At 69.4% G+C, this 23,856-nt stretch carries 23 protein-coding genes and 1 tRNA gene; 21 read left to right on the top strand and 3 right to left on the bottom strand.

Translation table 11 applies throughout. The features are described from left to right. Positions 1–486: 486 nt before the first annotated feature. Entirely contained in the window at positions 487–1,506 is a 1,020-nt protein-coding gene (locus VFV89_RS13070; protein WP_329706385.1) for an adenosine deaminase, read from the bottom strand. Between the two features lie 14 nt (positions 1,507–1,520). Next, a complete protein-coding gene (locus VFV89_RS13065; RefSeq protein ID WP_329706384.1) occupies positions 1,521–2,750 on the bottom strand; it encodes a pyridoxal phosphate-dependent aminotransferase in 1,230 nt (409 codons plus the stop codon). Between the two features lie 149 nt (positions 2,751–2,899). Here VFV89_RS13065 and VFV89_RS13060 point away from each other — a divergent pair. From VFV89_RS13060 to VFV89_RS13035, 6 genes are all read left to right on the top strand, one after another. After that, positions 2,900–2,972: transfer RNA gene (locus VFV89_RS13060), tRNA-Trp, on the top strand. A 54-nt stretch (positions 2,973–3,026) separates the two neighbouring features. Continuing rightward, positions 3,027–3,278 carry a preprotein translocase subunit SecE gene (gene secE / locus VFV89_RS13055; protein ID WP_329706383.1) on the top strand — a complete coding sequence of 84 codons (252 nt, stop codon included), beginning with the start codon at positions 3,027–3,029 and terminating at the stop codon, positions 3,276–3,278. A 308-nt stretch (positions 3,279–3,586) separates the two neighbouring features. Beyond that, positions 3,587–4,474, top strand: a complete 888-nt coding sequence (gene nusG / locus VFV89_RS13050; RefSeq protein ID WP_422656599.1) for a transcription termination/antitermination protein NusG — start codon at positions 3,587–3,589, stop codon at positions 4,472–4,474. A gap of 168 nt (positions 4,475–4,642) precedes the next feature. Beyond that, positions 4,643–5,071, top strand: a complete 429-nt coding sequence (rplK, locus tag VFV89_RS13045; protein WP_329706381.1) for a 50S ribosomal protein L11 — start codon at positions 4,643–4,645, stop codon at positions 5,069–5,071. Positions 5,072–5,194: 123 nt separating this feature from the next. Next, positions 5,195–5,920 carry a 50S ribosomal protein L1 gene (gene rplA, locus VFV89_RS13040; protein WP_329706380.1) on the top strand — a complete coding sequence of 242 codons (726 nt, stop codon included), beginning with the start codon at positions 5,195–5,197 and terminating at the stop codon, positions 5,918–5,920. 78 nt (positions 5,921–5,998) lie between these two features. Beyond that, positions 5,999–6,949 (top strand): D-2-hydroxyacid dehydrogenase family protein, encoded by a 951-nt coding sequence (locus VFV89_RS13035; RefSeq protein WP_329706379.1) that lies wholly within the window; start codon positions 5,999–6,001, stop codon positions 6,947–6,949. 87 nt (positions 6,950–7,036) lie between these two features. Here VFV89_RS13035 and VFV89_RS13030 read toward each other — a convergent pair whose 3' ends face one another. Next, positions 7,037–7,729: a DUF5995 family protein gene (locus VFV89_RS13030; RefSeq protein ID WP_329706378.1), complete on the bottom strand. Its 693-nt coding sequence runs from the start codon at positions 7,727–7,729 to the stop codon at positions 7,037–7,039. 297 nt (positions 7,730–8,026) lie between these two features. On the opposite strand from VFV89_RS13030, the gene rplJ reads away from it, so the two are divergent. From rplJ to rpoB, 15 genes are all read left to right on the top strand, one after another. Continuing rightward, positions 8,027–8,746 (top strand): 50S ribosomal protein L10, encoded by a 720-nt coding sequence (rplJ, locus tag VFV89_RS13025; protein ID WP_329706377.1) that lies wholly within the window; start codon positions 8,027–8,029, stop codon positions 8,744–8,746. Between the two features lie 78 nt (positions 8,747–8,824). After that, positions 8,825–9,223, top strand: coding sequence for a 50S ribosomal protein L7/L12 (rplL, locus tag VFV89_RS13020; protein ID WP_329706376.1), 399 nt, complete (start codon positions 8,825–8,827; stop codon positions 9,221–9,223). Positions 9,224–9,436: 213 nt separating this feature from the next. Further along, a complete protein-coding gene (locus VFV89_RS13015) occupies positions 9,437–10,393 on the top strand; it encodes an ABC transporter ATP-binding protein (RefSeq protein WP_329706386.1) in 957 nt (318 codons plus the stop codon). An 8-nt stretch (positions 10,394–10,401) separates the two neighbouring features. Then, positions 10,402–11,187: an ABC transporter permease gene (locus VFV89_RS13010; protein WP_329706375.1), complete on the top strand. Its 786-nt coding sequence runs from the start codon at positions 10,402–10,404 to the stop codon at positions 11,185–11,187. Between the two features lie 10 nt (positions 11,188–11,197). Next, positions 11,198–12,025: an ABC transporter permease gene (locus tag VFV89_RS13005; protein ID WP_329706374.1), complete on the top strand. Its 828-nt coding sequence runs from the start codon at positions 11,198–11,200 to the stop codon at positions 12,023–12,025. Continuing rightward, positions 12,022–13,374 carry an MCE family protein gene (locus VFV89_RS13000; RefSeq protein WP_329706373.1) on the top strand — a complete coding sequence of 451 codons (1,353 nt, stop codon included), beginning with the start codon at positions 12,022–12,024 and terminating at the stop codon, positions 13,372–13,374. Before VFV89_RS13005 ends, VFV89_RS13000 begins: the two co-directional genes overlap by 4 nt. After that, on the top strand, positions 13,371–14,402 hold the full coding sequence (locus VFV89_RS12995) for an MCE family protein (RefSeq protein ID WP_329706372.1): 1,032 nt from the start codon (positions 13,371–13,373) through the stop codon (positions 14,400–14,402). Before VFV89_RS13000 ends, VFV89_RS12995 begins: the two co-directional genes overlap by 4 nt. Continuing rightward, positions 14,399–15,382 carry an MCE family protein gene (locus VFV89_RS12990; protein WP_329706371.1) on the top strand — a complete coding sequence of 328 codons (984 nt, stop codon included), beginning with the start codon at positions 14,399–14,401 and terminating at the stop codon, positions 15,380–15,382. Before VFV89_RS12995 ends, VFV89_RS12990 begins: the two co-directional genes overlap by 4 nt. Further along, positions 15,379–16,560, top strand: coding sequence for an MCE family protein (locus VFV89_RS12985; protein WP_329706370.1), 1,182 nt, complete (start codon positions 15,379–15,381; stop codon positions 16,558–16,560). Before VFV89_RS12990 ends, VFV89_RS12985 begins: the two co-directional genes overlap by 4 nt. Next, positions 16,557–18,020: an MCE family protein gene (locus VFV89_RS12980; protein WP_329706369.1), complete on the top strand. Its 1,464-nt coding sequence runs from the start codon at positions 16,557–16,559 to the stop codon at positions 18,018–18,020. Before VFV89_RS12985 ends, VFV89_RS12980 begins: the two co-directional genes overlap by 4 nt. Further along, positions 18,017–19,324, top strand: a complete 1,308-nt coding sequence (locus VFV89_RS12975; RefSeq protein WP_329706368.1) for an MlaD family protein — start codon at positions 18,017–18,019, stop codon at positions 19,322–19,324. The genes VFV89_RS12980 and VFV89_RS12975 overlap by 4 nt, the downstream gene beginning before the upstream one ends. Further along, positions 19,321–20,028 carry a hypothetical protein gene (locus VFV89_RS12970; RefSeq protein WP_329706367.1) on the top strand — a complete coding sequence of 236 codons (708 nt, stop codon included), beginning with the start codon at positions 19,321–19,323 and terminating at the stop codon, positions 20,026–20,028. Before VFV89_RS12975 ends, VFV89_RS12970 begins: the two co-directional genes overlap by 4 nt. Further along, positions 20,025–20,792 (top strand): J domain-containing protein, encoded by a 768-nt coding sequence (locus VFV89_RS12965; RefSeq protein ID WP_329706366.1) that lies wholly within the window; start codon positions 20,025–20,027, stop codon positions 20,790–20,792. Before VFV89_RS12970 ends, VFV89_RS12965 begins: the two co-directional genes overlap by 4 nt. A 48-nt stretch (positions 20,793–20,840) precedes the next feature. Further along, positions 20,841–21,125, top strand: a complete 285-nt coding sequence (locus tag VFV89_RS12960; RefSeq protein WP_329706365.1) for a hypothetical protein — start codon at positions 20,841–20,843, stop codon at positions 21,123–21,125. Between the two features lie 370 nt (positions 21,126–21,495). Continuing rightward, positions 21,496–23,856 (top strand): DNA-directed RNA polymerase subunit beta (gene rpoB, locus VFV89_RS12955; RefSeq protein WP_329706364.1); only part of this gene is annotated, 2,361 nt, incomplete at its 3' end.

The raw sequence follows: 23,856 nt of genomic DNA, 5'->3' as shown, positions 1-23,856 counted from the left end.
TTCGAGGCTCGGCGCTGGGGCGCCTCGCACCTCAGCCACCGTGGTGGCCTGCCGCCGGTCGAGCCTGTCGAGACCTCCGCAGGGTAGGCACCGGGGTGGGTCCCGGCCCCGGCTCACCTGGCTTCGAGGCTCGGCGCCGGGGGCGCCTCGCACCTCAGCCACCGTGGTGGGCCTGCCGCTGGTCGAGCCTGTCGAGACCTCCGTGGGGATGGCAGCCGCTGGCCCGTCGGCGGTCGAGCCTGTCGAGACCTCCGCAGGGTAGGCACCTGCTGGCCCGTCGCTGGTCGAGCCTGTCGCGACCTCCGCAGGGTAGGCACCTGCTGGCCCGTCGCTGGTCGAGCCTGTCGAGACCTCCGCAGGGTAGGCACCCGGGCAAGTCCCAGCGCCGGGTCACCTGGCTTCGAGGCTCGGCGCTGGGGCGCCTCGCACCTCAGCCACCGTGGTACGGCCGCTGGGCGAGCCTGTCGAGACCTCCCTAGCGATGCCTCACTCGCCGGGGGCCTGCAGCCAGTCCTCGATGCGTCCCAGCAGCCGCGTCCTCACGTCGTCCGGCGCGCAGGAGGCGCGCACCGACATCCGGGCCAGCTCCGCGAGCTGGTCGTCGGTCAGGTCGTGGGCGGCCCGCATGGCGGCGTACTGGCCGAGCAGACGCGACCCGAAGAGCAGTGGGTCGTCGGCGCCGAGCGCGACAGTGGCGCCGGCCTCGAGGAGGGTGGGGAGTGGCACCGAGGTGAGGTCGGAGTAGACGCCGAGCGCCACGTTGGACACCGGACAGACCTCGAGAGCGACCCCCGCAGAGACGATCCGGTCCAGCACCCGGGGATCCTCGGCCGACCGGATGCCGTGGCCCAGCCGCTGGGCGTGCAGGGCGTCGAGGCAGGTCTGCACGTGCTCGGGTCCGCGCAGCTCGCCGCCGTGCGGCACCAGCCGCAGCCCCGCCCGCTCGGCGATCCGGAAGGCGGCCGCGAACTCCGGGGTGCTCCCGCGCCGCTCGTCGTTGGAGAGGCCGAACCCGACCACGCCGCGGCCGACGTACTGCGTGGCCAGCCGGGCCAGGGTCCGTGCGTCGAGCGGATGACGGATCCGGTTCGCCGCGATGATCACGGCCATGTCCAGCCCCGTCCGCGTCGAGGCCGAGGCCACCGCGTCGAGCACCAGGTCGGTGAACGCCGTGATCCCGCCGAACCGCGCGGCATACCCGCTCGGGTCGACCTGGATCTCCAGCCAGCCGCCGCCGTCCCTCACGTCGTCCTCGGCGGCCTCCAGCACCAGCCGGCGGATGTCCGCCTCGGTGCGCAGCACCGACCGAGCCACGTCGTAGAGCCGCTGGAAGCGGAACCAGCCCTTCTCGTCGGCGGCCGACAGCTCCGGCGGCCACTGCGTCACCAGCTGGTCGGGCAGCCTGATCCCGTCGCGTTCGGCCAGCTCGAGCAGGGTGGTGTGGCGCATGGCGCCGGTGAAGTGGAGATGCAGGTGTGCCTTGGGCAGAGCCCGGAGCTCGCGCACCCCGTGGGCCGGGCTCAGCTGAAGAGCTTCTGGAGCCGGGTCACGCCCTCGACGAGGTCGTCGTCGCCGAGCGCGTAGGAGAGCCGGAGGTAGCCCGGCGAGCCGAACGCCTCACCTGGTACGGCGGCCACCTCGGCCTTCTCGAGGATGTACTCGGCCAGGTCGGCGGAGCTGTCGATGAGGCGGCCGTCGTACTCCTTGCCGAGCAGACCCTTCACCGACGGGTAGGCGTAGAAGGCACCGCCGGGCATCGGGCAGACCACGCCGTCGATCTCGTTGAGCATGGCGACGATCGTGTGCCGGCGGCGGTCGAAGGCCTTCTTCATCTCTGCCACGGCGGCCAGGTCGCCGGAGACCGCGGCCAGCGCGGCGCGCTGGGAGACGTTGGCGACGTTGGACGTGGCGTGCGACTGCAGGTTGGTGGCCGCCTTGACGAGGTCGGGGGGCCCGATCATCCAACCCACCCGCCAGCCAGTCATCGCGTAGGTCTTCGCGACGCCGTTGACCACGACGCAGTTGTCCTGGAGGTAGGGGCACAGCACCGGCATCGAGCCGGTGTCGGCGTCGTCGTAGACCAGGTGCTCGTAGATCTCGTCAGTGAGGACCCACAGCTGGTTGTCCTCGACCCACCGCCCGATGGCCCGGATCTCGTCGGAGGAGTAGACGGCCCCCGTCGGGTTGGACGGGCTGACGAAGAGCAGCACCTTCGTGCGGTCGGTGCGGGCGGCCTCGAGCTGGTCGACGGTGACCTTGTACTCCTGGGTCTCGTCGGCCAGGACCTCGACCGGGACGCCGCCTGCCAGCTGGATCGCCTCGGGGTAGCTGGTCCAGTACGGCGCGGGCACGATCACCTCGTCGCCGGGGTCGAGCATCGCGGCGAACGCGGCGTAGATCGCCTGCTTGCCGCCGTTGGTCACGAGCACCTGGCTGGGGTCGACCTCGAGCCCGGAGTCGCGCCTGGTCTTCTCCGCGATGGCCTTCTTGAGCTCGGGCAGTCCGCCGGCCGGGGTGTAGCGATGGTTGGCGGGCTGGCGGCAGGCCTCGACGGCGGCCTCGACGATGTAGTCGGGCGTCGGGAAGTCGGGCTCGCCGGCGCCGAACCCGATGACCGGGCGGCCCTCGGCCTTGAGCGCCTTGGCCTTGGCATCGACCTTCAGCGTCGCGGACTCGGCGATGGCGCCCAGCCGGTGGGAGACTCGCCGCGAACGGGGTGACCCGGGTGACACGGTCTGCTCAGAAGCCATGAGGTCATCGTAGAGACCGGCCGCCACTGGCTTTTTGGCCGCTCACGGTCCGGGTGCGTAGACTCCCGGTTTGGTGGTTTCCCACAGGCTTTGCCATGCCTTGCCCTGGCGGGCTGCGGTCCACAGGCCGGGTGGCGGTAACCGACCGAAGGGCACTAGCTCAACTGGCAGAGCATCGGTCTCCAAAACCGAAGGTTGGGGGTTCAAGTCCCTCGTGCCCTGCAGAGAAGCAACCCAAGCATCGACAACGACAGACGAAGGATCGAGGCGAACAGCGTGACCGACAGCAAGGCGGTTCGCGGACCGCGCGAGCGCTCGGGGTCCGAGAAGCGCACCAGCCTCCCGGTCTTCTACCGGCAGGTCGTCGCCGAGCTCCGCAAGGTCGTGTGGCCGACGCAGGAGCAGCTGGTCACCTACTTCATCGTGGTGCTCGTGTTCGTCGTCATCATGATGACGATCGTGTCGCTGCTCGACCTGGGGCTGGGCAAGCTGGCGTTCGAGGTCTTCAGCGGCCGCAACACCGAGTAGCCAGCGCCGCACCAGGCCACCCCCCAGCAGTACGAGTGATGGAGCAGCACGTGTCGGAGCAGTACGACGAGCAGGACGAGCGCTCGGTGGAGACCCCCGAGGCCGCCGACGCCGACGTCGAGCAGACCGAGGACCAGGTCGAGGACCCTGTCGAGGACCAGGTCGACCAGCCCGTCGCCGGGCTCCAACCCGGCGAGAGCCCGGACCCCGAGCTCGAGGACCAGTACGGCGAGCCCGACGAAGGCCCCGAGATCGAGGACGACCCGCGGCTCGACACCGAGGTGACCGACGAGACCACCGACCTCGAGATGGGGCTCGACGACACCGAGGACGGCGGCGCGACGTCGATCGACATCTCCGAGGCCGAGGGTGACGAGGGTCCGGAGCTGTCCGAGGACGTCGTCGCCGAGCTCGCCGACGAGGTCGACGAGGGCGTGCGCGACGAGGACGAGGCCGTCAGCGCCGAGACCGCCGAGGTCACCGACGAGCTGGGTGATGTCACCGACGAGGAGCCCGCCGCGGAGGCTGACGAGGCCGCCGACGAGGCCGCCGACGAGGCCGAGGGGGGCTCGGACCCGCTCGAGCAGTTCCGCCGCGAGCTGTGGGCCAAGCCGGGCGACTGGTTCGTCGTGCACACCTACTCCGGCATGGAGAACCGGGTGAAGTCGAACCTCGAGAACCGCATCATCTCCTTGAACATGGAGGACTACATCCACGAGATCGTGGTCCCCACCGAGGAGGTCGCCGAGATCAAGAACGGCCAACGCAAGATGGTCAAGCGGACCGTCCTGCCCGGATACGTCCTGGTCCGGATGGACCTCACCGACGAGTCGTGGGCCGCGGTGCGGCACACCCCGTCGGTGACCGGCTTCGTCGGGCACAGCCACCAGCCGGTGCCGCTGAGCATGACCGAGGTCGAGAACATGCTGGCCCCGGCCGTCGTGGCCCGCGCCGAGGCCGAGGCGGTCGCCGCCGGCACCGCGGCGCCGGGCAGCACGAGCGCGGCCAAGAAGCCGGTCGAGGTCGCCGACTTCGATGTCTCCGACTCGGTGATGGTGGTCGACGGGCCGTTCGCCACGCTGCACGCGACGATCACCGAGATCAACCCGGAGTCCCAGCGCGTCAAGGCGCTGGTCGAGATCTTCGGCCGGGAGACCCCGGTCGAGCTGAGCTTCTCGCAGATTCAGAAGGTTTGAGCCTCCGGCCCGAGTTTGCGAGGGCCACGGAGGCTCAAAGATCGAGCCTGTCGAGATCTTCCGCAGCCCGCGCTGGGACGAAACCACCGGCACTGGCTCAGGAACAACAGAAGAAGTGGCAGGGCGTCGTACAGATGCTCGTCATGACCACGAGAAGGAAGAAGAAGAATGCCTCCCAAGAAGAAGATCGCTGCGCTGGTCAAGGTGCAGCTCCAAGCCGGTGGCGCGACCCCGGCCCCGCCGGTCGGTACCGCCCTCGGTCCGCACGGCGTCAACATCATGGACTTCTGCAAGGCCTACAACGCCCAGACCGAGTCCATGCGCGGGAACGTCATCCCGGTCGAGATCACGATCTACGAGGACCGGTCGTTCACCTTCATCACCAAGACCCCGCCGGCCGCCGAGCTGATCAAGAAGGCCGCCGGTCTGAGCAAGGGCTCGGGTGTCCCGCACAAGGAGAAGGTCGGCCGGATCACCAAGGACCAGGTCCGCGAGATCGCCCAGACCAAGATGCCCGACCTCAACGCCAACGACATCGAGGCCGCGATGAAGATCGTGGAGGGCACCGCCCGCTCGATGGGCGTCACCACGGAGTGACGACCTGCCGGTGGTCGAGGAGTCGCTCTGCGACCGTCTCGAGACCCCGGCCCCCCAGGCTGAACCAAAGTGGCAGAGCCGCGCTGGCTCGCAGACCACGACCTTCGTAGAGAGAAGAAGACAATGCAGCGCAGCAAGACCTACCGCGCGGCGGCCGAGTCGTTCGACAAGGACGAGCTCTACCCCCCGCTCGCGGCGATCAAGATCGCCAAGACCGCCAGCAAGAAGAAGTTCGACGAGACCGTCGACGTCGTCATGCGGCTCGGGGTGGACCCCCGCAAGGCCGACCAGATGGTGCGTGGCACCGTCAACCTGCCGCACGGCACCGGCAAGACCGCCCGGGTGCTGGTCTTCGCGAACGCCGACAAGGCCGAGGCCGCCCGTGAGGCCGGCGCCGACTTCGTCGGCGGCGACGACCTCATCGAGAAGGTCAGCGGCGGCTGGCTCGACTTCGACGCCGTGGTCGCGACCCCGGACATGATGGGCAAGGTCGGCCGCCTCGGCCGCGTGCTCGGTCCGCGCGGCCTGATGCCCAACCCCAAGACCGGCACGGTCACCCCCGACCCGGGCAAGGCCGTCTCGGACATCAAGGGCGGCAAGATCGAGTTCCGCGTCGACCGCCACGCCAACCTGCACTTCATCATCGGGAAGGCCTCCTTCTCCGAGGTGCAGCTGGCCGAGAACTACGCGGCGGCGCTCGAGGAGGTGCTCCGGCTCAAGCCGGCCAGCTCCAAGGGCCGCTACATCCGCAAGGTGACGGTCTCCACGACCATGGGCCCCGGCATCCAGGTCGATCCCAACCGCACCAAGAACATCGCCTCCGAGGAGGCCGTCGAGGTCTCCGAGTAGTCCTCGAGCAGACAAGCCGCCGGCCCGCCCGTACCTTGCTACGGGCGGGCCGACGTCTTCGGAGGGGGTGAGGCGGCCGTGAGGTGCGTGGTCCTCGACGACTACCAGGACGTGGCCGGCCAGTTCGCGGACTGGTCGGCGCTGGAGGGCGTCGACATGGTCTCCGTACGCCGCCACCTCGCCGATCCCGCCGAGGTCGTCCGTGTCCTCCGAGGCGCCACGGTCGTGGTCGTCATGCGCGAGCGGACGCCGCTGACCGAGGCGATCCTCGCGAAGCTGCCCGACCTCCGGCTGGTGGTGACCACCGGCTACCGCAACGCCTCGATCGACCTGGCCGCGTGCCGGGAGCGGGGGATCACGGTCTGCGGGACCGCCTCCCGGCTCACCCCGCCGGCCGAGCTCACCTGGGCGCTGGTGCTGGGGCTGGCCCGGCACGTCACCCAGGAGGCGAGGTCGATGCGCGAGGGCGGCCCCTGGCAGTCCACCGTCGGGCGCGACCTGGCCGGGGCGACGTTCGGTGTCATCGGCCTGGGCCGGATCGGGACCCACGTGGCCCGGGTGGCGCAGGCCTTCGAGATGGACGTGCTGGCCTGGAGCCCGCACCTGACGCAGGAGCGCGCCGCGGCCGCCGGCGTACGCCTGGCGCCGTCCAAGCGCGACCTGATGTCCGCCTCCGACGTCGTGTCGCTGCACCTGGTCCTGTCGTGGGAGACCCGGGGGGTCATCGACGAGGGCGACATCGCCGCGATGCGGAGGGACGCCTACTTCGTCAACACCGCCCGCGCCGGCCTGGTCGACAACGACGCCCTGGTCGCCGCGCTCCAGCAGGGCCGGATCGCCGGTGCCGGCCTCGACGTCTTCGACGAGGAGCCGCTGCCCGACGACCACCCGTTCCGCACCCTGCCCAACGTCCTGGCCCTCCCGCACCTGGGCTACGTCACCGCGGCCAACTACCGCAGCTACTTCACCGAGGCCGTCCAGGACATCGCGGCATGGATGGCCGGCGAGCCGATGCGGGTGATCAGCTAGCCGCTCCACAGGTGGGCGGTGCCCTGGCAACGACTGTCCCCGGGGATGACGGTTGCCAGGCCACCGCCACCGGGTGGGGCCGCGTCCTCAGAGCAGGATGCCCCTGCTGGCCATCGCCACGGTCCGGGCGAGGTTGGCCCGGACCAGCCGGTCGAGGTGCTCGTGACCGATGAGGTCCCACAGGAGCTGCGCGACCTCCCAGGCCGCGGCACGCGCGGAGGCGATGCTGAACATGGCGAAGCCGTCGTCCAGCCGGCCGCCAAGGTCGTCCACCGTGGCCACGACCCCGGTGCAGAACCAGCTCTTGATCTGGCCCTCGGCCTCGGCCAGGACGCTGTTGATGGTCGTGAAGTCCGTGTGCTCGAGGCTGTCGTCCTCCGGCGATATGGCCAGCTCGCGGCAGGTGTTCAGCACGGCCGAGGGCAGGTCATGGCAGATGTGCGCGTTCATGCCGGCCAGCGCGAACTGGACCGGGTGCGTGTGCGGCTTGGTCCTGGCCTCGAACAGCGGCGCCCACGCCCGCGGGATCGGGCGGCCGTCCTGGTCGGCGGCGTAGGCCTCGAAGAAGATGTTCGCGAACACCACGTCGAGGCGCGCGATGAACGGGCCCGCCACGAACAGCCCGTCGTCGACTGCCTGGTCCACGAACCGGGTGACCTGCCGGTACATCCGGTTGAACGTCGCCACGCCGTCTGCTGCGGGCAGCGCGGCGTCGATGGCATCCATCCGCTCCAGGACGCCGTCGATCGTCTGGGCCTCGGCCCACCCGCGGACACTCATCCTCACGAGTCTCGGGGGTCGGCCCCGGGCCGGGAATGGTCTGTTCGGGTGGTCGCCGGGCCTGGCGGATTTGTCCACTCCGACCGGTCGGCCGTAGTCTTGTCGCCGTAACCAGAGACCGCCGGTCGTCGGCTGGGCAACCAGTCTGCCGAAGGTTCCGCAGAGATGCGGACGGCCTGCGCAGGTGGCAGAGCAAGGATCCGCGAGGATCCGTCCACGCCCTGAGCCTGCGCTCGGGGCGTTCGTGCTTCCCGGGCCGGTCTCACCCACAGAAATCAGTGCAGAAGAAGGAGACCGATGGCGCGGGCAGACAAGCAGGCCGCCGTCGCGGAGATCGTCGAGTCGTTCAACGACTCCGCCGGAGCCGTGCTGACCGAGTACCGCGGGCTCACCGTCAAGGAGCTGCAGGAGCTGCGCCGCTCCCTCGGCGAGCACGCCGACTACGCCGTGGTCAAGAACACGCTGGCGAAGCTGGCCGCCACCGAGGCGGGTATCCCGGGCTTCGACGAGCTGCTGACCGGTCCGACCGCGATCGCGTTCCTCAGCGGGGACGTCGTGGAGGCCGCGAAGGGGCTGCGTGACTTCGCCAAGGCCCACCCCGCCCTGATCATCAAGGGCGGCTACCTCGACGGCGAGACCATCGACGCTGCGAAGGTCGCGAAGCTCGCCGACCTCGAGTCGCGCGAGGTCCTGCTGGGCAAGCTCGCGGGCGCGATGCTCGCCTCGCTCCAGAACGCCGTCCTCCTGTTCAACGCCCCGCTCGCCCAGGCCGCCCGGCTCGCCGGTGCGCTCCAGGCGAAGGCCGAGCAGGACCCCTCGATCCTCGCTGGTGGTGCCGGCACTGCGCCGGCGGAGCCCGCCACGGAGGAGGCCGCTGCGGCGGCTGAGGAGGACACCGCGGAGGAGACCACCGAGGAGGTCACCGAGGAGCCCGCCGCCGAGGCGAGCGCCGACGAGACCGCCGACGAGGCCCCCGCTGCGGAGTCGACCGAGGCCGACGAGGCCACCGAAGCCTGACCAACGGGCTGACCACCACCTGAGAAACCCCGGTCCGCGACGTACGTCGAGGGCCACCAACCGGAAGGAACCGCCACCATGGCGAAGCTCAGCACCGACGAGCTGCTCGACGCGTTCAAGGAGATGACGCTGATCGAGCTGTCGGAGTTCGTGAAGCAGTTCGAGGACACCTTCGGCGTCACCGCCGCTGCCCCCGTGGCCGTCGCCGCGGCCCCGGCCGCGGGTGGCGCTGCCGCCGCCGGCGGCGACGAGGCCGGCTCGGAGCAGGACTCGTTCGACGTGGTCCTCGAGGCTGCAGGCGACAAGAAGATCAACGTCATCAAGGAGGTGCGCGCGCTGACCTCCCTCGGCCTGAAGGAGGCCAAGGACCTCGTCGAGGCCGCGCCGAAGCCGATCCTCGAGGGCGTCAACAAGGAGCAGGCCGACAAGGCCAAGGAGGCCCTCGAGGGCGCCGGCGCCACCGTCACCGTCAAGTGACCTCCGGCTGCATCGCAGCCTGACTCACGTCCGCAGCAGCGGCCGTTCCCACACCCGGGAACGGCCGCTGTTCGCATCTGCGCACGCCGGGTTTCGGGGCCACTGCGCGTAACTTCCCCGCGTCACCGCCGTTGTTACCGGCGAGTGTGGGCCGTTGTTGGGCGCGCCCACCGAGGGAGCTATGCGCAACCTCAGTCGATGGGAGCACGGCGAATGGGTGTGGCGATCGAGATCGAGGGGCTGACCAAGTCCTTCGGCAAGCAGCTGATCTGGGGTGACGTCACGTTGACGGTCCCTCCCGGTGAGATCTGCGTGATGCTCGGGCCGTCCGGGACCGGCAAGTCCGTGCTGCTCAAGACCATCATCGGCCTGCTCAAGCCCGACCGCGGGTCGGTGGTCATCGAGGGCACGGACATCGCGAGCTGCTCCGAGCGGGAGCTCTACGAGATCCGCAAGCTGTTCGGCGTCCTCTTCCAGGACGGCGCGATGTTCGGCTCGATGAACCTCTTCGACAACGTCGCCTTCCCGCTCCGCGAGCACACCAGGAAGTCCGAGTCCGAGATCCGCGACATCGTCATGGAGAAGATGGACCTGGTCGGTCTGCTCGGCGCCGAGGACAAGCTGCCCGGCGAGATCTCCGGTGGCATGCGCAAGCGCGCCGGCCTTGCTCGCGCCCTGGTCCTCGACCCCGAGATCGTCCTGTTCGACGAGCCCGACTCCGGCCTCGACCCGGTCCGCACCGCCTTCCTCAACCAGCTGATCGTCGACCTCAACGCCCAGATCGACGCGACGTTCCTGATCGTCACTCACGACATCAACACCGCCCGGACCGTGCCCGACAACATCGGCCTCCTCTACCACCGGCACCTCGCGATGTTCGGCCCGCGGGAGATGCTGCTCTCGTCCGAGGAGCCGGTGGTCCGGCAGTTCCTCAACGCCCAGCGGGTCGGCCCGATCGGCATGTCGGAGGAGAAGGACGCCGACGAGCTCGAGGCCGAGAAGGGGCAGGACCTCCCGCCGCTGCCGCCGATCCCGCTCCAGCTCGAGCCTTCCAACGGCATAGCCCGCCGCAGCCAGCGCGAGCCGGGGGCCTGGTGCCGTGAGTACGGCGTCGAGCCCCCGCCCGGCTCGTTCGCGCGGAACATGTCCATGGCGCCCGGCGCCAGCTAGGACTCGACATGGCCTCCACGACCGCCACGCGCGTCCTCGCGCCGGTCGGGACCGCGGGCAAGCTCTTCGCCTTCGGCCTCGACGTCGGCCGCGGGCTGTTCCGGCGTCCCTTCCAGACCCGCGAGTTCATCCAGCAGGCCTGGTTCATCGCCTCGGTGACGATCATCCCGACCGCGCTCGTCGCCATCCCGTTCGGCGCGGTCATCGCGCTCCAGGTCGGTGGCCTGATCAAGCAGTTCGGCGCCCAGTCCTTCACCGGGTCGGCCGCGGTCCTGGCGGTCGTGCGCGAGGCCGGCCCCATCGCCACCTCCCTGCTGATCGCGGGCGCGGGCGGCTCGGCGATCGCGGCCGACCTCGGCGCCCGCAAGATCCGCGAAGAGCTCGACGCGATGATGGTGCTCGGCATCGACCCGATCCAGCGGCTGGTGGTCCCGCGGGTCCTCGCGTGCATGCTCGTCTCGGTCTTCCTCAACGGCCTGGTCTCGGTGGTCGGCGTGGCCGGCGGCTACGTGTTCAACGTCGTCCTGCAGGACGGCACGCCCGGCGCCTACCTCTCGAGCTTCACCGCGCTGGCCCAGCTCCCCGACCTCTGGCAGGGCATGGCCAAGGCGCTCGTCTTCGGCCTGATCGCCGCGATCGTGGCCTGCTACAAGGGGATGAACGCCGCCGGCGGCCCGAAGGGCGTCGGCGATGCCGTCAACGAGTCGGTCGTCATCACCTTCATGTTGCTGTTCGTCGTCAACTTCGTGATGAGCGCGATCTACTTCCAGCTCGTCCCGCCGAAGACAGGTTGAGGCCATAGCCATGGCCAACCTGAAGGCGATCTACACCAAACCCGCCGGGATCCTCGACGACCTCGGTGGGCAGCTGAGCTTCTACCTCCGCGCGCTCGCGTGGACCCCGCGCACGCTGGTCCACTACAAGAAGGAGGTCGCGCGGATCCTGGCGGAGACCACGCTGGGCTCGGGCGCGCTCGCCGTCATCGGCGGCACCGTCGGGGTGATCCTCGCGATGTGCTTCTTCACCGGCACCGAGGTCGGCCTCCAGGGCTTCGCCGCGCTCAACCAGCTCGGCACCGCCCAGCTGGCGGGGTTCGTCTCGGCGTACTTCAACACCCGTGAGATCGCCCCGCTGGTCGCGGCCATCGGCCTGGCCGCCACGGTGGGCTGCGGCTTCACCGCGCAGCTCGGCGCGATGCGGATCTCCGAGGAGGTCGACGCCCTCGAGGTGATGGCGATCCCCTCGCTGCCGTTCCTGGTGACCACGCGGATCATCGGCGGCCTGATCGCGATCATCCCGCTCTACGTCGTGGGGCTGCTCTCGTCCTACTTCGCCAGCCGACTGGTGATCACCAGGTTCTTCGGGCAGAGCACCGGCACCTACGACCAGTACTTCACCCAGTTCCTGCCGCCCGGCGACGTGCTGTGGTCGTTCGGCAAGGTGCTGGTCTTCGCGGTGGTCGTGATCCTGATCCACTGCTACTACGGCTACAACGCCAGCGGCGGCCCGGCCGGTGTCGGCGTGGCCGTGGGCCGCGCGGTCCGCACCAGCATCGTGGCGATCAACGTGCTCGACCTGCTGCTGTCGATGGCGATCTGGGGCGCGAGCACCACCGTGAGGTTGGCCGGATGACCCGCCTCGTGCCCGGCCTCACCCGCCAGTACAAGCTCCTCGGTGTCGTCTTCGTGGCACTGCTGGTCCTGGCCGGCTACCTCGTCTACGCGACGTTCACCAAGAAGTTCACCGACTACGACAAGGTCACGGTCGAGACCTCCGAGATCGGGCTCCAGCTGCCCGTGCGCGCCGACGTCAAGATCCGCGGCGTCGAGGTGGGCGAGGTGCTCGGCATGAGCGCCACCGCCGATGGTGCCGAGCTCACCCTCGGCCTCTTCCCGAGCAAGATCGGCGAGATCCCCCGCAACGTCACCGCGTCGATCGTCCCCAAGACGCTCTTCGGCGAGAAGTACGTCTCCCTGATCGTCCCCGACGACCCGGCCAGCCAGCACATCGAGGCCGGCGCCACGATCGATCGGACCGAGGTGTCCACAGAGGTCGAGAAGGTCCTCTCCGACCTCTACCCGCTGCTGCGCACCGTCGAGCCGGCCGAGCTCAACCAGACGCTCAACGCCCTGGCCACCGCCCTCGAGGGCCGCGGCAACGAGCTCGGCGAGAACCTCGAGACGCTCAACAGCTACCTCGAGCGGCTCAACCCGCAGATCCCCGCGCTGGTCGAGGACCTCCGGCTGACCACCTCGGTGTCCGACACCTACTCCGACGTGCTGCCCCAGGTCGGCGACATCCTCCGCAATACGCTCACCACGACCGGCACCCTCGAGACCCGCGCGGCCGAGCTGCACAAGCTGCTCGGCGACGTGACCCGGTTCTCCGGGACCGCGCAGGCGTTCCTCGACGACAACGGCGACAACCTCATCCGTCTCGGCCAGGTCAGCCGGGCCCAGCTGCGGGTGCTGGCGCGCTACTCGACCGAGTTCCCGTGCCTGCTCGGCGGCCTGGTCAACTCCGGGAAGCGCGAGGCCGAGGCGTTCCGCGGCTTCACCCTCCACATCATCCTGGAGACGCTGCCCAACCAGCCGCGCGGCTACACCGCTGCCGACCAGCCGGTCTTCGGTGACGACCGCGGCCCGACCTGCCTCCACCTGCCCAACCCGCCGTGGAACCAGGCCAACCCGGTCAGCCGGCAGCCCGACTTCAACGACGGCGTCGACTCGCCGCTCGGCAAGGGCACCGACCGGGTCGGCGCGTCCTACGACACCGGCGGGACGCCCGCCCAGCTCGGCGGCTTCGGGGGCTACGCCGGTACGCCGGAGGAGTCCCGGCTCATCGACCAGCTCATCGCGCCCACGCTCGGCACCACCGCCGGCGACGTGCCCGACCTCGGCGGTCTGCTGCTCGGCCCGATGCTCCGCGGTGCCACCGTGTCCTACGGCGACGACGAGCAGGTCGGGGGTGGGCCCCCGTGAAGCTCCTCGACCGGAAGACCTCGGCGGACCTCACCAAGCTGCTGGTCTTCATGGTGGTGACCGCCCTCGCCACCGGCGTGCTGGTGGCCACCATCGGCAACCTGTCGTTCGGCGGCGCCCACACCTACAAGGCGGTCTTCGCCGACGCGACGGGTCTCAACAAGGGGGACGACATCCGGGTCGCCGGCGTCAAGGTCGGCACCGTCAAGGGCGTCGCGATCACCGACCGGACCCGGGCGCTCGTCAGCTTCTCCGTCGACGACTCGACCTCGGTGACCGAGGCGACCCACGCCACGATCAAGTACCGCAACCTGGTCGGCCAGCGCTACGTCGCCCTGACCCAGGAGGTCGGGCCCTCGACAGAGCTCGCCGACGGCGCGACCATCCCGGTCGCGCGTACCTCGCCGGCGCTCGACCTGACCGTGCTGTTCAACGGCTTCAAGCCGCTCTTCGAGGCCCTGAGCCCCGCCGACGTCAACCAGCTGTCCTACGAGATCGTCCAGGTCTTCCAGGGCGAGGGCGGCACCCTCGAGAGCCTGCTCGAGCACACCGCCTCGGTGACCAGCACCCTTGCGGACCGCGACCAGGTCATCAGCGACCTCGTCGACAACCTCAGCGAGGTCCTCGACCACGTCGCCGACCGGGACAAGCAGCTCAACGAGCTGATCACGACCTTCAAGCAGTTCGTGGGCGGTCTCGACCAGGACCGCGACGCGATCCTCGACTCGCTCGACCAGATCTCGCAGCTGTCGGTGCAGACCGCGTCGCTGGTCAAGGGGGTCCGCTCGCCGCTGGTCGGCGACATCGCCAACCTGCGCCGGCTGACCGCCAACGTCCAGCGCAACCGCGGCGAGCTCGACCGGGCGCTGCAGGTGCTGCCGATCAAGCTCGAGAAGGTCGGCCGGACCGCGATCTACGGCTCGTGGTTCAACTTCTACCTCTGCCAGTTCCAGGGCAAGGTCAAGCTGCCCGGGATCACCGTCCCGATCACCTACAACACCGGCTCCCCGAGGTGTGACCTCGGATGATCAAGCCGTTCCGCGAGCGCAACCCGATCGTCATCGGGGCGATCAGCCTCGCCGTGATCGCCGTCATGATCCTGGCCGCCTTCCGCGCCCAGGACCTCCCCCTCATCGGCGGCGGTGACACCTACACCGCCGCCTTCTCCGAGGCCGGCGGGCTCAAGGTCGACGATCCGGTGCGGATCGCCGGGGTCCGGGTCGGCAAGGTCGACGGGATCGAGCTCGAGGGCGACCACGTGAAGGTCACCTTCCGGGTCAAGACCGACTCCCAGTTCGGCGACGAGACCGGAGCCTCGATCCGGGTCGGCACCCTGCTGGGCTCGATGTACCTCGCGCTGGAGCCGGCTGGCAGCGGCCAGCTCGGCACCGGCAGCGAGATCCCGGTCGCGCGCACGCAGTCGCCGTACGACGTCGTGCAGGCATTCTCGGGCCTGGCCGAGACCGCCGACCAGATCGACACCGACCAGCTCGCCAGGTCGCTCACCACGCTGGCCGACCTCACCCGCAACACCCCCGAGGAGTTCCGGGCCGCGCTGTCCGGCGTCTCGCGGCTGTCGTCCGACATCGCCGCCAAGAACGGTCGCATCAACACGCTGCTGACCAACCTCCAGCGGGTCTCCTCGGTCCTCGACGACAGGGACCAGGACATCGTCGGCCTGATGAAGCAGTCCGACACGCTGTTCCAGGCGCTGGTGGCGCGCCGGCAGGCGGTCCACAACCTGCTCGTGTCGACGTCGAGCCTCTCCAGCGAGCTGAGCGCACTGGTCCGCCAGAGCCGGCAGGACCTCAACCCGGCCCTGACCCAGCTCGACGACGTGGTCGGCATCCTCAACAAGAACGAGGACAACATCGACAACAGCCTGCGGCTGATGGCGCCGTTCTACCGGGTCTTCGCCAACACCCTCGGCGACGGGCCGTGGTTCGACACCTACATCCAGAACATGCCTCCTGCGCCCGACCTGGCCAACGGGGGTGGGGTCGGATGAGCAGCCCCTCAGGGATCAAGCGGGCGATCGTGCCGCTCTGCCTCCTCGCGCTCGTCGCGGCGTTCGGGTGGACGCTGTTCAGCGGCGGAGAGGACACCAGGAAGCTGACCGCACACTTCCCGCGCACCATCTCGATCTACGAGGGCAGCGCGGTCAAGGTGCTCGGTGTCGCGGTCGGAGCAGTGGACAAGGTGACCCCGTCCGGCACCGACGTGGTCGTCCAGATGCACTACGACGCCGACGTCGACGTGCCCGCCGACGCCAAGGCCGTCATCGTGTCGCCCTCGATCGTCGGCGACCGCTACATCCAGCTCACCCCTGTCTACAAGGGCGGGCCGAAGCTGGCCGACGGCGCCGTGCTGCAGACCGACGACACCGCCGTCCCGCTCGAGCTCGACCAGATCTACTCCAGCATCGACCAGCTCGACGTCGCGCTCGGTCCCAACGGCGCCAACAAGGACGGCGCGCTCTCCGACCTGCTCGCAACCACTGCCAGGAACTTCGGCGGCGAGGGTGCTCAGTTCCACCAGACCATCAAGGACTTCAGCACCCTCAGCCAGACCCTCGACGACAACAAGGAGGCGCTGTTCGGCTCGGCGCGCGAGCTCGAGGGCTTCATCAACACCCTGGCCACCAACGACAAGACCGTCCGGGAGTTCAACCAGTCCCTGTCCGGTGTCTCCGACATGCTCTCGGGCGAGAAGGAGGAGCTGGCGGCCGCCCTGCACAACCTCTCCGTCGGCCTCGGTGACGTCGCGACGTTCGTCAAGGAGAACCGCGACATCCTGGGCAAGAACATCGAGCACATCAACCGGGTCGCCAAGGTGCTGGTCAAGCAGCGCGCGGCCCTCGACGAGACGCTGCGCAACGCGCCGCTCGCACTCAACAACCTGACCCTCACCTACAACCCGCAGGCCGGCACCCTCGACACCAACGCCAACCTCGGCGAGGTCGTCAACCAGATCGCCTCCGACCCGCAGACCCTGGTGTGCGGCTTCCTGGCGCAGGCCGACCACAGCGGGCAGCTCTGCAAGCTGGCCGGCTCGGTCCTCAAGCGCTCCGCGCCGTTCGGGGCCGCGCCGTTCGGCACCGGGTCGTCCTACGGCCAGCCGTTCGACCCGACGCTGGGCGGCCTCGTGGCCGCGGACCCGGCGCCCGAGGGAAGGAGCGACCGGTGAAGCGGCTGCGCCTGCTGCTCGGCCTCCTGCTCGGCAGCGTTGTCCTGTCGGCGTGCGACTTCGACATCTACTCGCTGCCGCTGCCCGGGGGCACAGACGTCGGCGACAACCCGATCCACGTGACCGTGCAGTTCCGCGACGTGCTCGACCTGGTGCCGAAGTCGACTGTCAAGGTCAACGACGTCAGCGTCGGGCAGGTCCAGAAGATCACACTCGACGGCTACACGGCCGAGGTCCAGCTCGAGCTGCGCAACGACACCGAGCTGCCCGACAACGCGATCGCGGAGATCCGGCAGACCAGCCTCCTCGGCGAGAAGTTCGTCTCGCTGGCCGCGCCCGAGACCGGCGCCAGCCATAACCCGCTCAAGGACGGCGACGTGATCCCGCTCGAGCGGACCGGCCGCAACCCCGAGGTCGAGGAGGTGCTCGGCGCGCTCAGCCTGATCCTCAACGGCGGCGGCGTGGCGCAGCTGAAGACGATCGCCCAGGAGCTGAACAAGACCATCGGCGGCCGCGAGGACGACGTCCGGTCGGTGCTGAGCCAGATCAACACCTTCACCTCCCAGCTCGACACCAACAAGGGCCAGATCGTCGACGCCATCGAGGCCCTCAACCGGCTGGCCGTCTCGGCGCACCAGCAGGAGGCGAACATCGACCAGGCGCTCGACGAGCTGCCGAGCGCGCTGACCAGCATCGACGGCCAGCGCCAGGACCTCGTTCGGATGCTGCAGGCCCTCGACCAGCTGTCCGGCGTGGGCGTCCGGGTGATCAAGGCGTCCAAGACCGCGACCATCGACTCGCTGCGCCAGCTCCAGCCGGTGCTCAACCAGCTCGCCGCGTCCGGGGACGACTTCGTCAACGCCTTCAACGTCTTCCTCACCTACCCGTTCGTCGACGAGGTCGTCGGCCGCGACCCGCAGGTCGCCCGCAACCTGCACATGGGCGACTACACCAACCTGTCGATCACCCTCGAGCTCGACCTCAGCAAGGGGCTGCTCCCGACCAACCCCACCGACGTGCTCCCGACCGAGCTCGACCCCGGCCAGCTCGTGCAGGCCGTGCTCGACTGCATCTCCAGCGGCGACCTGGCCAGCGCCGCGTGCCGGAAGGTCCTCAACACGCCCGAGGCACTGCTCAAGCTGAAGCAGCTCTGTCAGGAGCCCGGCAACCGCAACAAGACCGTGTGCGTGCTGCTCAACACGGTTCCCGGTCTGCCCGCGCTGCCCGGTGCCACCACCAACGCCGATCCGCTCAGCCAGCTCGGCGACCAGGTGGGCGGCCTCCTCAACGGGCTGGGCCGCAGCGCCACCGGGCCCTGGAACGACGCCGCCCACGGCGGACCCACCATGGCCCAGCTCCAGGCGGCGTACGACCCCTCGCTGGTCAACCTGCTGGTCCCTGAGCTGGTCGTGCCCAAGACCGGCGCCAGGACCACCGCGAAGGGAGGTGGCGCGAAGTGATCACCCGCCGCACCAAGGTCCAGCTGCTCGTCTTCGCAGTGATCACGCTGCTGGGGGTCTCGTTCGTGGGCGCGCGCTACGCCAACCTCGACAAGGCGTTCTACGACGACAACTACACCGTGACCGTGCACCTGGCCGACTCGGGTGGCATCTTCGCCGGCGGTCAGGTCACCTACCGCGGGGTCAGCGTCGGCACCGTGCACGAGCTGGTGCTGACCGCCGACGGCGTCGACGCGGTGCTGGACGTCGACAACTCCTACGACGAGATCCCGGCCGAGACCCGTGCGGTGGTCGGCAACCGGTCGGCCGTCGGCGAGCAGTACGTCGACCTGCAGCCGCAGCGCAAGGACGGCCCCTACCTCCACGACGGCTCGGTCATCGACCAGAAGGACACCCAGCTGCCGATCGCCACGGACACCCTGCTGACCCACCTGACCGAGACCGTGGAGTCGGTGAACAAGCAGGACCTCAAGACCACCGTCGACGAGCTCGGCGCGGCGTTCGCCGGGACGGGCAAGGACCTGCAGCGGATCATCGACACCGGCAGCTCCTTCATCCAGGCCGCCAACGACAACTTCGACACCACGACCGCGCTGATCCGCGACAGCAACACCGTCCTGCACGGCCAGGTCGACTCCGAATCGGCGATCAGGAACTTCTCCCGGCAGCTCCAGGCGTTCACCACCGTGCTGGCCGGCGCCGACCCCGACCTGCGGCACCTGATCGACTCCGGCGGGGCGGCGGCCACCGAGCTGCGGGCCTTCCTCGACCAGAACGGCGTCGAGCTCGGCGACCTGATCAACAACCTGGTCACTACCGGCGACGTCGTCGTCAAGCACCTCGACGGGATCAAGCAGCTCCTCGTGCTCTACCCCTACGCCGTCGAGGGCGGCTTCACGGTGGTGTCGAAGACACCGGACACCGGGCTCTACGACGCCCACTTCGGCCTGGTCCTGACCAGCCAGCCGGTGTGCCACCAGGGCTACGGAGGCACCGACACGCGGGTGCCGCAGGAGGGCAGCAACCGGCCGATGAACCTCGACGCGCGGTGCGACGAGCCCGCCACGCAGAGCAATGCTCGAGGCGCCCAGCACGCGCCCGAGCGGGCCCCGGCGTCCTACGCCGAGGCCGCCAGCCAACCGGTCGTCGCGGCCTACGACCCGACCACCGGACGGCTGACCTGGGGCGACAAGGCCGTCGCCCTCGCCCACGGGGATTCCTCGACGGGCAGCACAGCCCCGTCGTCTCTAGGAGAGGAGTCCTGGAAATGGCTGTTCCTCCAGCCCTTGACCAGCGGCCAGTGACCGACCAGGTGACCGACCCCGCGACCGAGCCGGGGGCGGACGAGAGCACACCGACCTCAGCTGGGGCGCCGGCGCCGACCGCGCACCGTCTGCGGCTGGCCGTCCTCGTCGTGCTCTCCCTGCTGCTGGTCGCCTCGGTCGCGGCGGTCGCCCACCTCGGTGCGACTCGTTCGGTGCCCGCCCTGGGCATCGGCGGCAAGCAGGACGCGCTCCAGTCGCAGCGCGAGAGCGTGATGGCGCAGGCGGAGCAGTTCATGCTCCGGATCGACACCTACGGGCCCGACAAGCTCGCCGACGACGGCACGATGCCCGACTACCGCAAGCTCGTCGAAGAGGTGATCACGCCCAAGTTCGCCGCCGACTTCGAGAAGAACGCCCCGCTGGCCGAGGCCACGGTGAAGCAGGCCGGTCTGGCGCGAACCGCCGAGGTCTTCAGCACCGGCGTCTCGGCCATCGACTCCGACTCGGCGACCGCTCTGGTGGCCGGCTCGATCACGCAGTCCTACCCGAAGAGGCCGGGCTCGGACCAGCGGGTGCAGACCGAGCCCGCGCCGTTCCGGGTCCAGGTCAGCCTGGTCAAGATCAAGGGCACCTGGCTGGTCGACGACTTCCAGCCGCTCACCGGCACCGACGACCAGGGCACCGGATCCGGCACCGGATCCGCCACCGAACTGCCCGGCCCGAGCGAGGGAGCGACGCCGTGACCCCGACCTGGTACGACCTCCTCGGCGTCGAGCGAGACGCCTCGGCGACCGAGATCCGCGCGGCCTGGAAGGCCGCCATCGCCGACCTCGACCCCACCGATCGCAGGTTCCGGACCCTCAACGAGGCTGCCGAGGCCCTGCTCGACAAGAAGAAGCGCAAGGCGTACGACGCCGGCCTGGCCCCTGACGAAGTGGAAGAGACCCACGCAGGGAGAACCGCGACGGACCCGGAGTCGCGGGACTCGACCAAGCCACAGCGGGACACGCGAACGACCTCGCAGCGCACCATTCCCGCCTGGCTCCTCGCAGCCCTGGCCGTGGTCGTGGCTGCTGCCCTCGCCTGCGCCGGCTACCTCTACGCCCAGCCCTCCGACGCCGCCATCGACGACGCCACCTCCGAGGCCCAGAGCGCGGCCGAGCACGCCGTGACCACGATCCTGGCCTACGACTACCGCCACCTCGACGCGGACCAGAAGGCCGCCGACGCGCTGATGACGCCGGCGTACCAGAAGAAGTACGACCCGCTGTTCTCCCAGATCGCCGCCAACGCCCCCGACCTCAAGGCGGTCGTCACCGCCCAGGTGGTGGCCTCCGGGATCGTCCGCTCAGGTGAGGACCGGGTCCAGGTCCTGGTCTTCGTCAACCGGCCGACCAGCCGGGCCGACGGCTCCCAGCTCTACCGGGACCAGGTCGTCCTGACCATGGACCGGACCGGGGGCGACTGGCTCGTCGACGACATGGACACCAATCAACTGGCCGGCTGATCACCCTCCGACGCCCGGCTGCGGGCATCTCGACAAGCTCGATGAGCGGTGGGCAGGTCGGGCGCGCTCGACCGGCCCACCTCGCTGGTCGAGCCTGTCGAGACCACCGCAGCCGAGGCTGGGACCGGTGCACCGGTGGTCGAGCCGGTCGAGACCACCGCAGCCGAGGCTGGGACCGGTGCACCGCTGGTCGAGCCGGTCGAGACCACCGCAGCCGAGGCTGGGACCGGTGCACCGCTGGTCGAGCCTGTCGAGACCACCGCAGTCGAGGCTGGGACCGGTGCACCGCTGGTCGAGCCTGTCGAGACCACCGCAGCCGAGGCATCGGGGTGAAACCGACGCCGGCTGCGGGCATCTCGACAAGTTCGATGAGCGGTGGGCAGGTCGGGCGCGCTGGGACCCAAGGCTCGCTGGCGCTGGCACCGCTCCGCTCGCAGGCGCCGCTTCCGTTCCCGCAGGTCAGGGGCGGTGCGGCGCGGCGGGCGACCCCAGTTCCGGGGCGAAATGCTTGACCTGGGGCCCCCGAGCCAGCACACTCGGGGGCAGCCGTGCGGCTCGGACGTGCTGCGGCCTTGAAGGCTGCCTGCCGTTCCGCTATCGTGGGTCATTGCGCCTGCCCTCAAATGCGCATCTCCCTGCCCGGACGGGTGGTGTTGTGGTGGTCGGGCGCCTCTCCGCTCACGAGCCCGCATGAGGACAACTCTTGGCCGCGCGCACCACCTCCCGCACGCCTGCTAGCAACCCCCGCCGCATCTCCTTCGCGAAGATCCACGAGCCCCTCGAGGTTCCCAAGCTCCTCTCCCTCCAGACCGACAGCTTCGACTGGCTGATCGGCAACGAGGCCTGGGAGCAGAACGTCGAGCGCCGTCGCGCCGAGGGTGAGGACGTCTCCGACAAGTCCGGTCTCCAGGAGATCTTCGAGGAGATCTCCCCGATCGAGGACTTCTCCGAGACGATGTCGCTCTCGTTCGAGAACCCGGTCTTCTACGACCCCAAGTACACCGTCGACGAGTGCAAGGAGAAGGACTTCACCTACTCCGCGCCGCTCTACGTCTCGGCGGAGTTCACCAACAACGACACCGGTGAGATCAAGGGCCAGACGGTTTTCATGGGCGACTTCCCGCTCATGACCGACAAGGGCACCTTCATCATCAACGGCACCGAGCGCGTCGTCGTCTCCCAGCTGGTCCGCAGCCCGGGCGTCTACTTCGAGCGCACCGCCGACAAGACCTCCGACAAGGACATCTACACCGCGAAGCTGATCCCCAGCCGCGGTGCCTGGCTGGAGTTCGAGATCGACAAGCGCGACATGGTCGGCGTCCGTCTCGACCGCAAGCGCAAGCAGAACGTCACCGTCCTGCTCAAGGCCCTCGGCATGACCGTCGAGGACATCCGCCGTGAGTTCGCCGACCCCAACAGCACCGAGGGCAAGGCCTATGAGTCCATCGAGCTCACGCTCGAGAAGGACCACACAGTGGCCGAGGACGACGCGCTGCTCGACATCTACCGCAAGCTCCGCCCGGGTGAGCCGCCGACCCGCGAGGCCGCCCAGACGCTGCTCAACAACTACTACTTCAACCCCAAGCGCTACGACCTCGCCAAGGTCGGCCGCTACAAGGTCAACAAGAAGCTCGGCCAGAACGAGGCCTTCGACCAGCAGACCCTGACGCTGGCCGACATCGTGGCGGCCATCCGCTACATCGTCGCCCTGCACGACGGCCAGACCCAGATCGAGTCCGCCCAGGGCACGATCGAGATCACCGCCGACGACATCGACCACTTCGGCAACCGCCGGATGCGCACGGTCGGCGAGCTGATCCAGAACCAGCTCCGCACCGGCCTGGCCCGCATGGAGCGGGTGGTCCGCGAGCGGATGACGACCCAGGACGTCGAGGCGATCACGCCGCAGTCCCTGATCAACATCCGCCCGGTGGTCGCTGCGCTGAAGGAGTTCTTCGGCACCTCGCAGCTCTCGCAGTTCATGGACCAGACCAACCCGATCGCCGGGCTGACGCACAAGCGCCGGCTCAACGCGCTCGGCCCCGGTGGTCTGTCCCGTGACCGCGCGGGCATGGAGGTCCGTGACGTCCACCCGTCGCACTACGGCCGGATGTGCCCGATCGAGACCCCCGAGGGTCCCAACATCGGCCTGATCGGCTCGCTCGCGTCCTACGGCCGGATCAACCCGTTCGGCTTCGTCGAGACCCCCTACCGCAAGGTCGAGAAGGGCCGGGTCACCGACAACGTCGACTACCTCACCGCCGACGACGAGGACCGCTACGTCATCGCTCAGGCCAACGCGGCCGTCGACGACAAGGGCAAGTTCCTCGACGAGCGGGTGCTGGTCCGCCAGCGCGACGGCGAGGTGTCCGAGGTCCCGGCCGACGAGGTCGACTACATCGACGTGTCGCCGCGCCAGATGGTGTCGGTGGCCACCGCGCTGATCCCGTTCCTCGAGCACGACGACGCCAACCGGGCGCTCATGGGTGCCAACATGCAGCGCCAGGCCGTGCCGCTCATCAAGAGCGACGCGCCGCTGGTCGGCACCGGCATCGAGTACCGCGCCGCGGTCGACGCCGGCGACGTGCTGGTGGCCGAGAAGGCCGGTGTGGTCAAGGAGGTCTCCGCCGACGTCATCGAGACGATGAACGACGACGGCACCTACACGACCTACAAGCTCGACAAGTTCCGCCGCTCCAACCAGGGCACCTGCATCAACCAGCGGCCGCTGGTCGCAGAGGGTGACAAGCTCGAGGCGGGCTCGCCGATCGCCGACGGTCCGTGCACCGACAACGCGGAGATCGCGCTGGGCACCAACCTGCTCGTCGCGTTCATGCCGTGGCAGGGCCACAACTACGAGGACGCGATCATCCTCAGCCAGCGGCTGGTGCAGGAGGACATCCTCACCTCGATCCACATCGAGGAGCACGAGGTCGACGCCCGCGACACCAAGCTGGGTCCGGAGGAGATCACCCGGGACATCCCGAACGTCTCCGAGGAGATGCTGGCCGACCTCGACGAGCGCGGCATCATCCGCATCGGCGCCGAGGTCAACACCGGCGAC

This window comes from Nocardioides sp., assembly GCF_036274455.1.
Lineage (GTDB): Bacteria > Actinomycetota > Actinomycetes > Propionibacteriales > Nocardioidaceae > Nocardioides.
The sequence above is the reverse complement of the archived record's forward strand: the minus strand, read 5'-3'. Positions and strand labels throughout refer to the sequence as shown.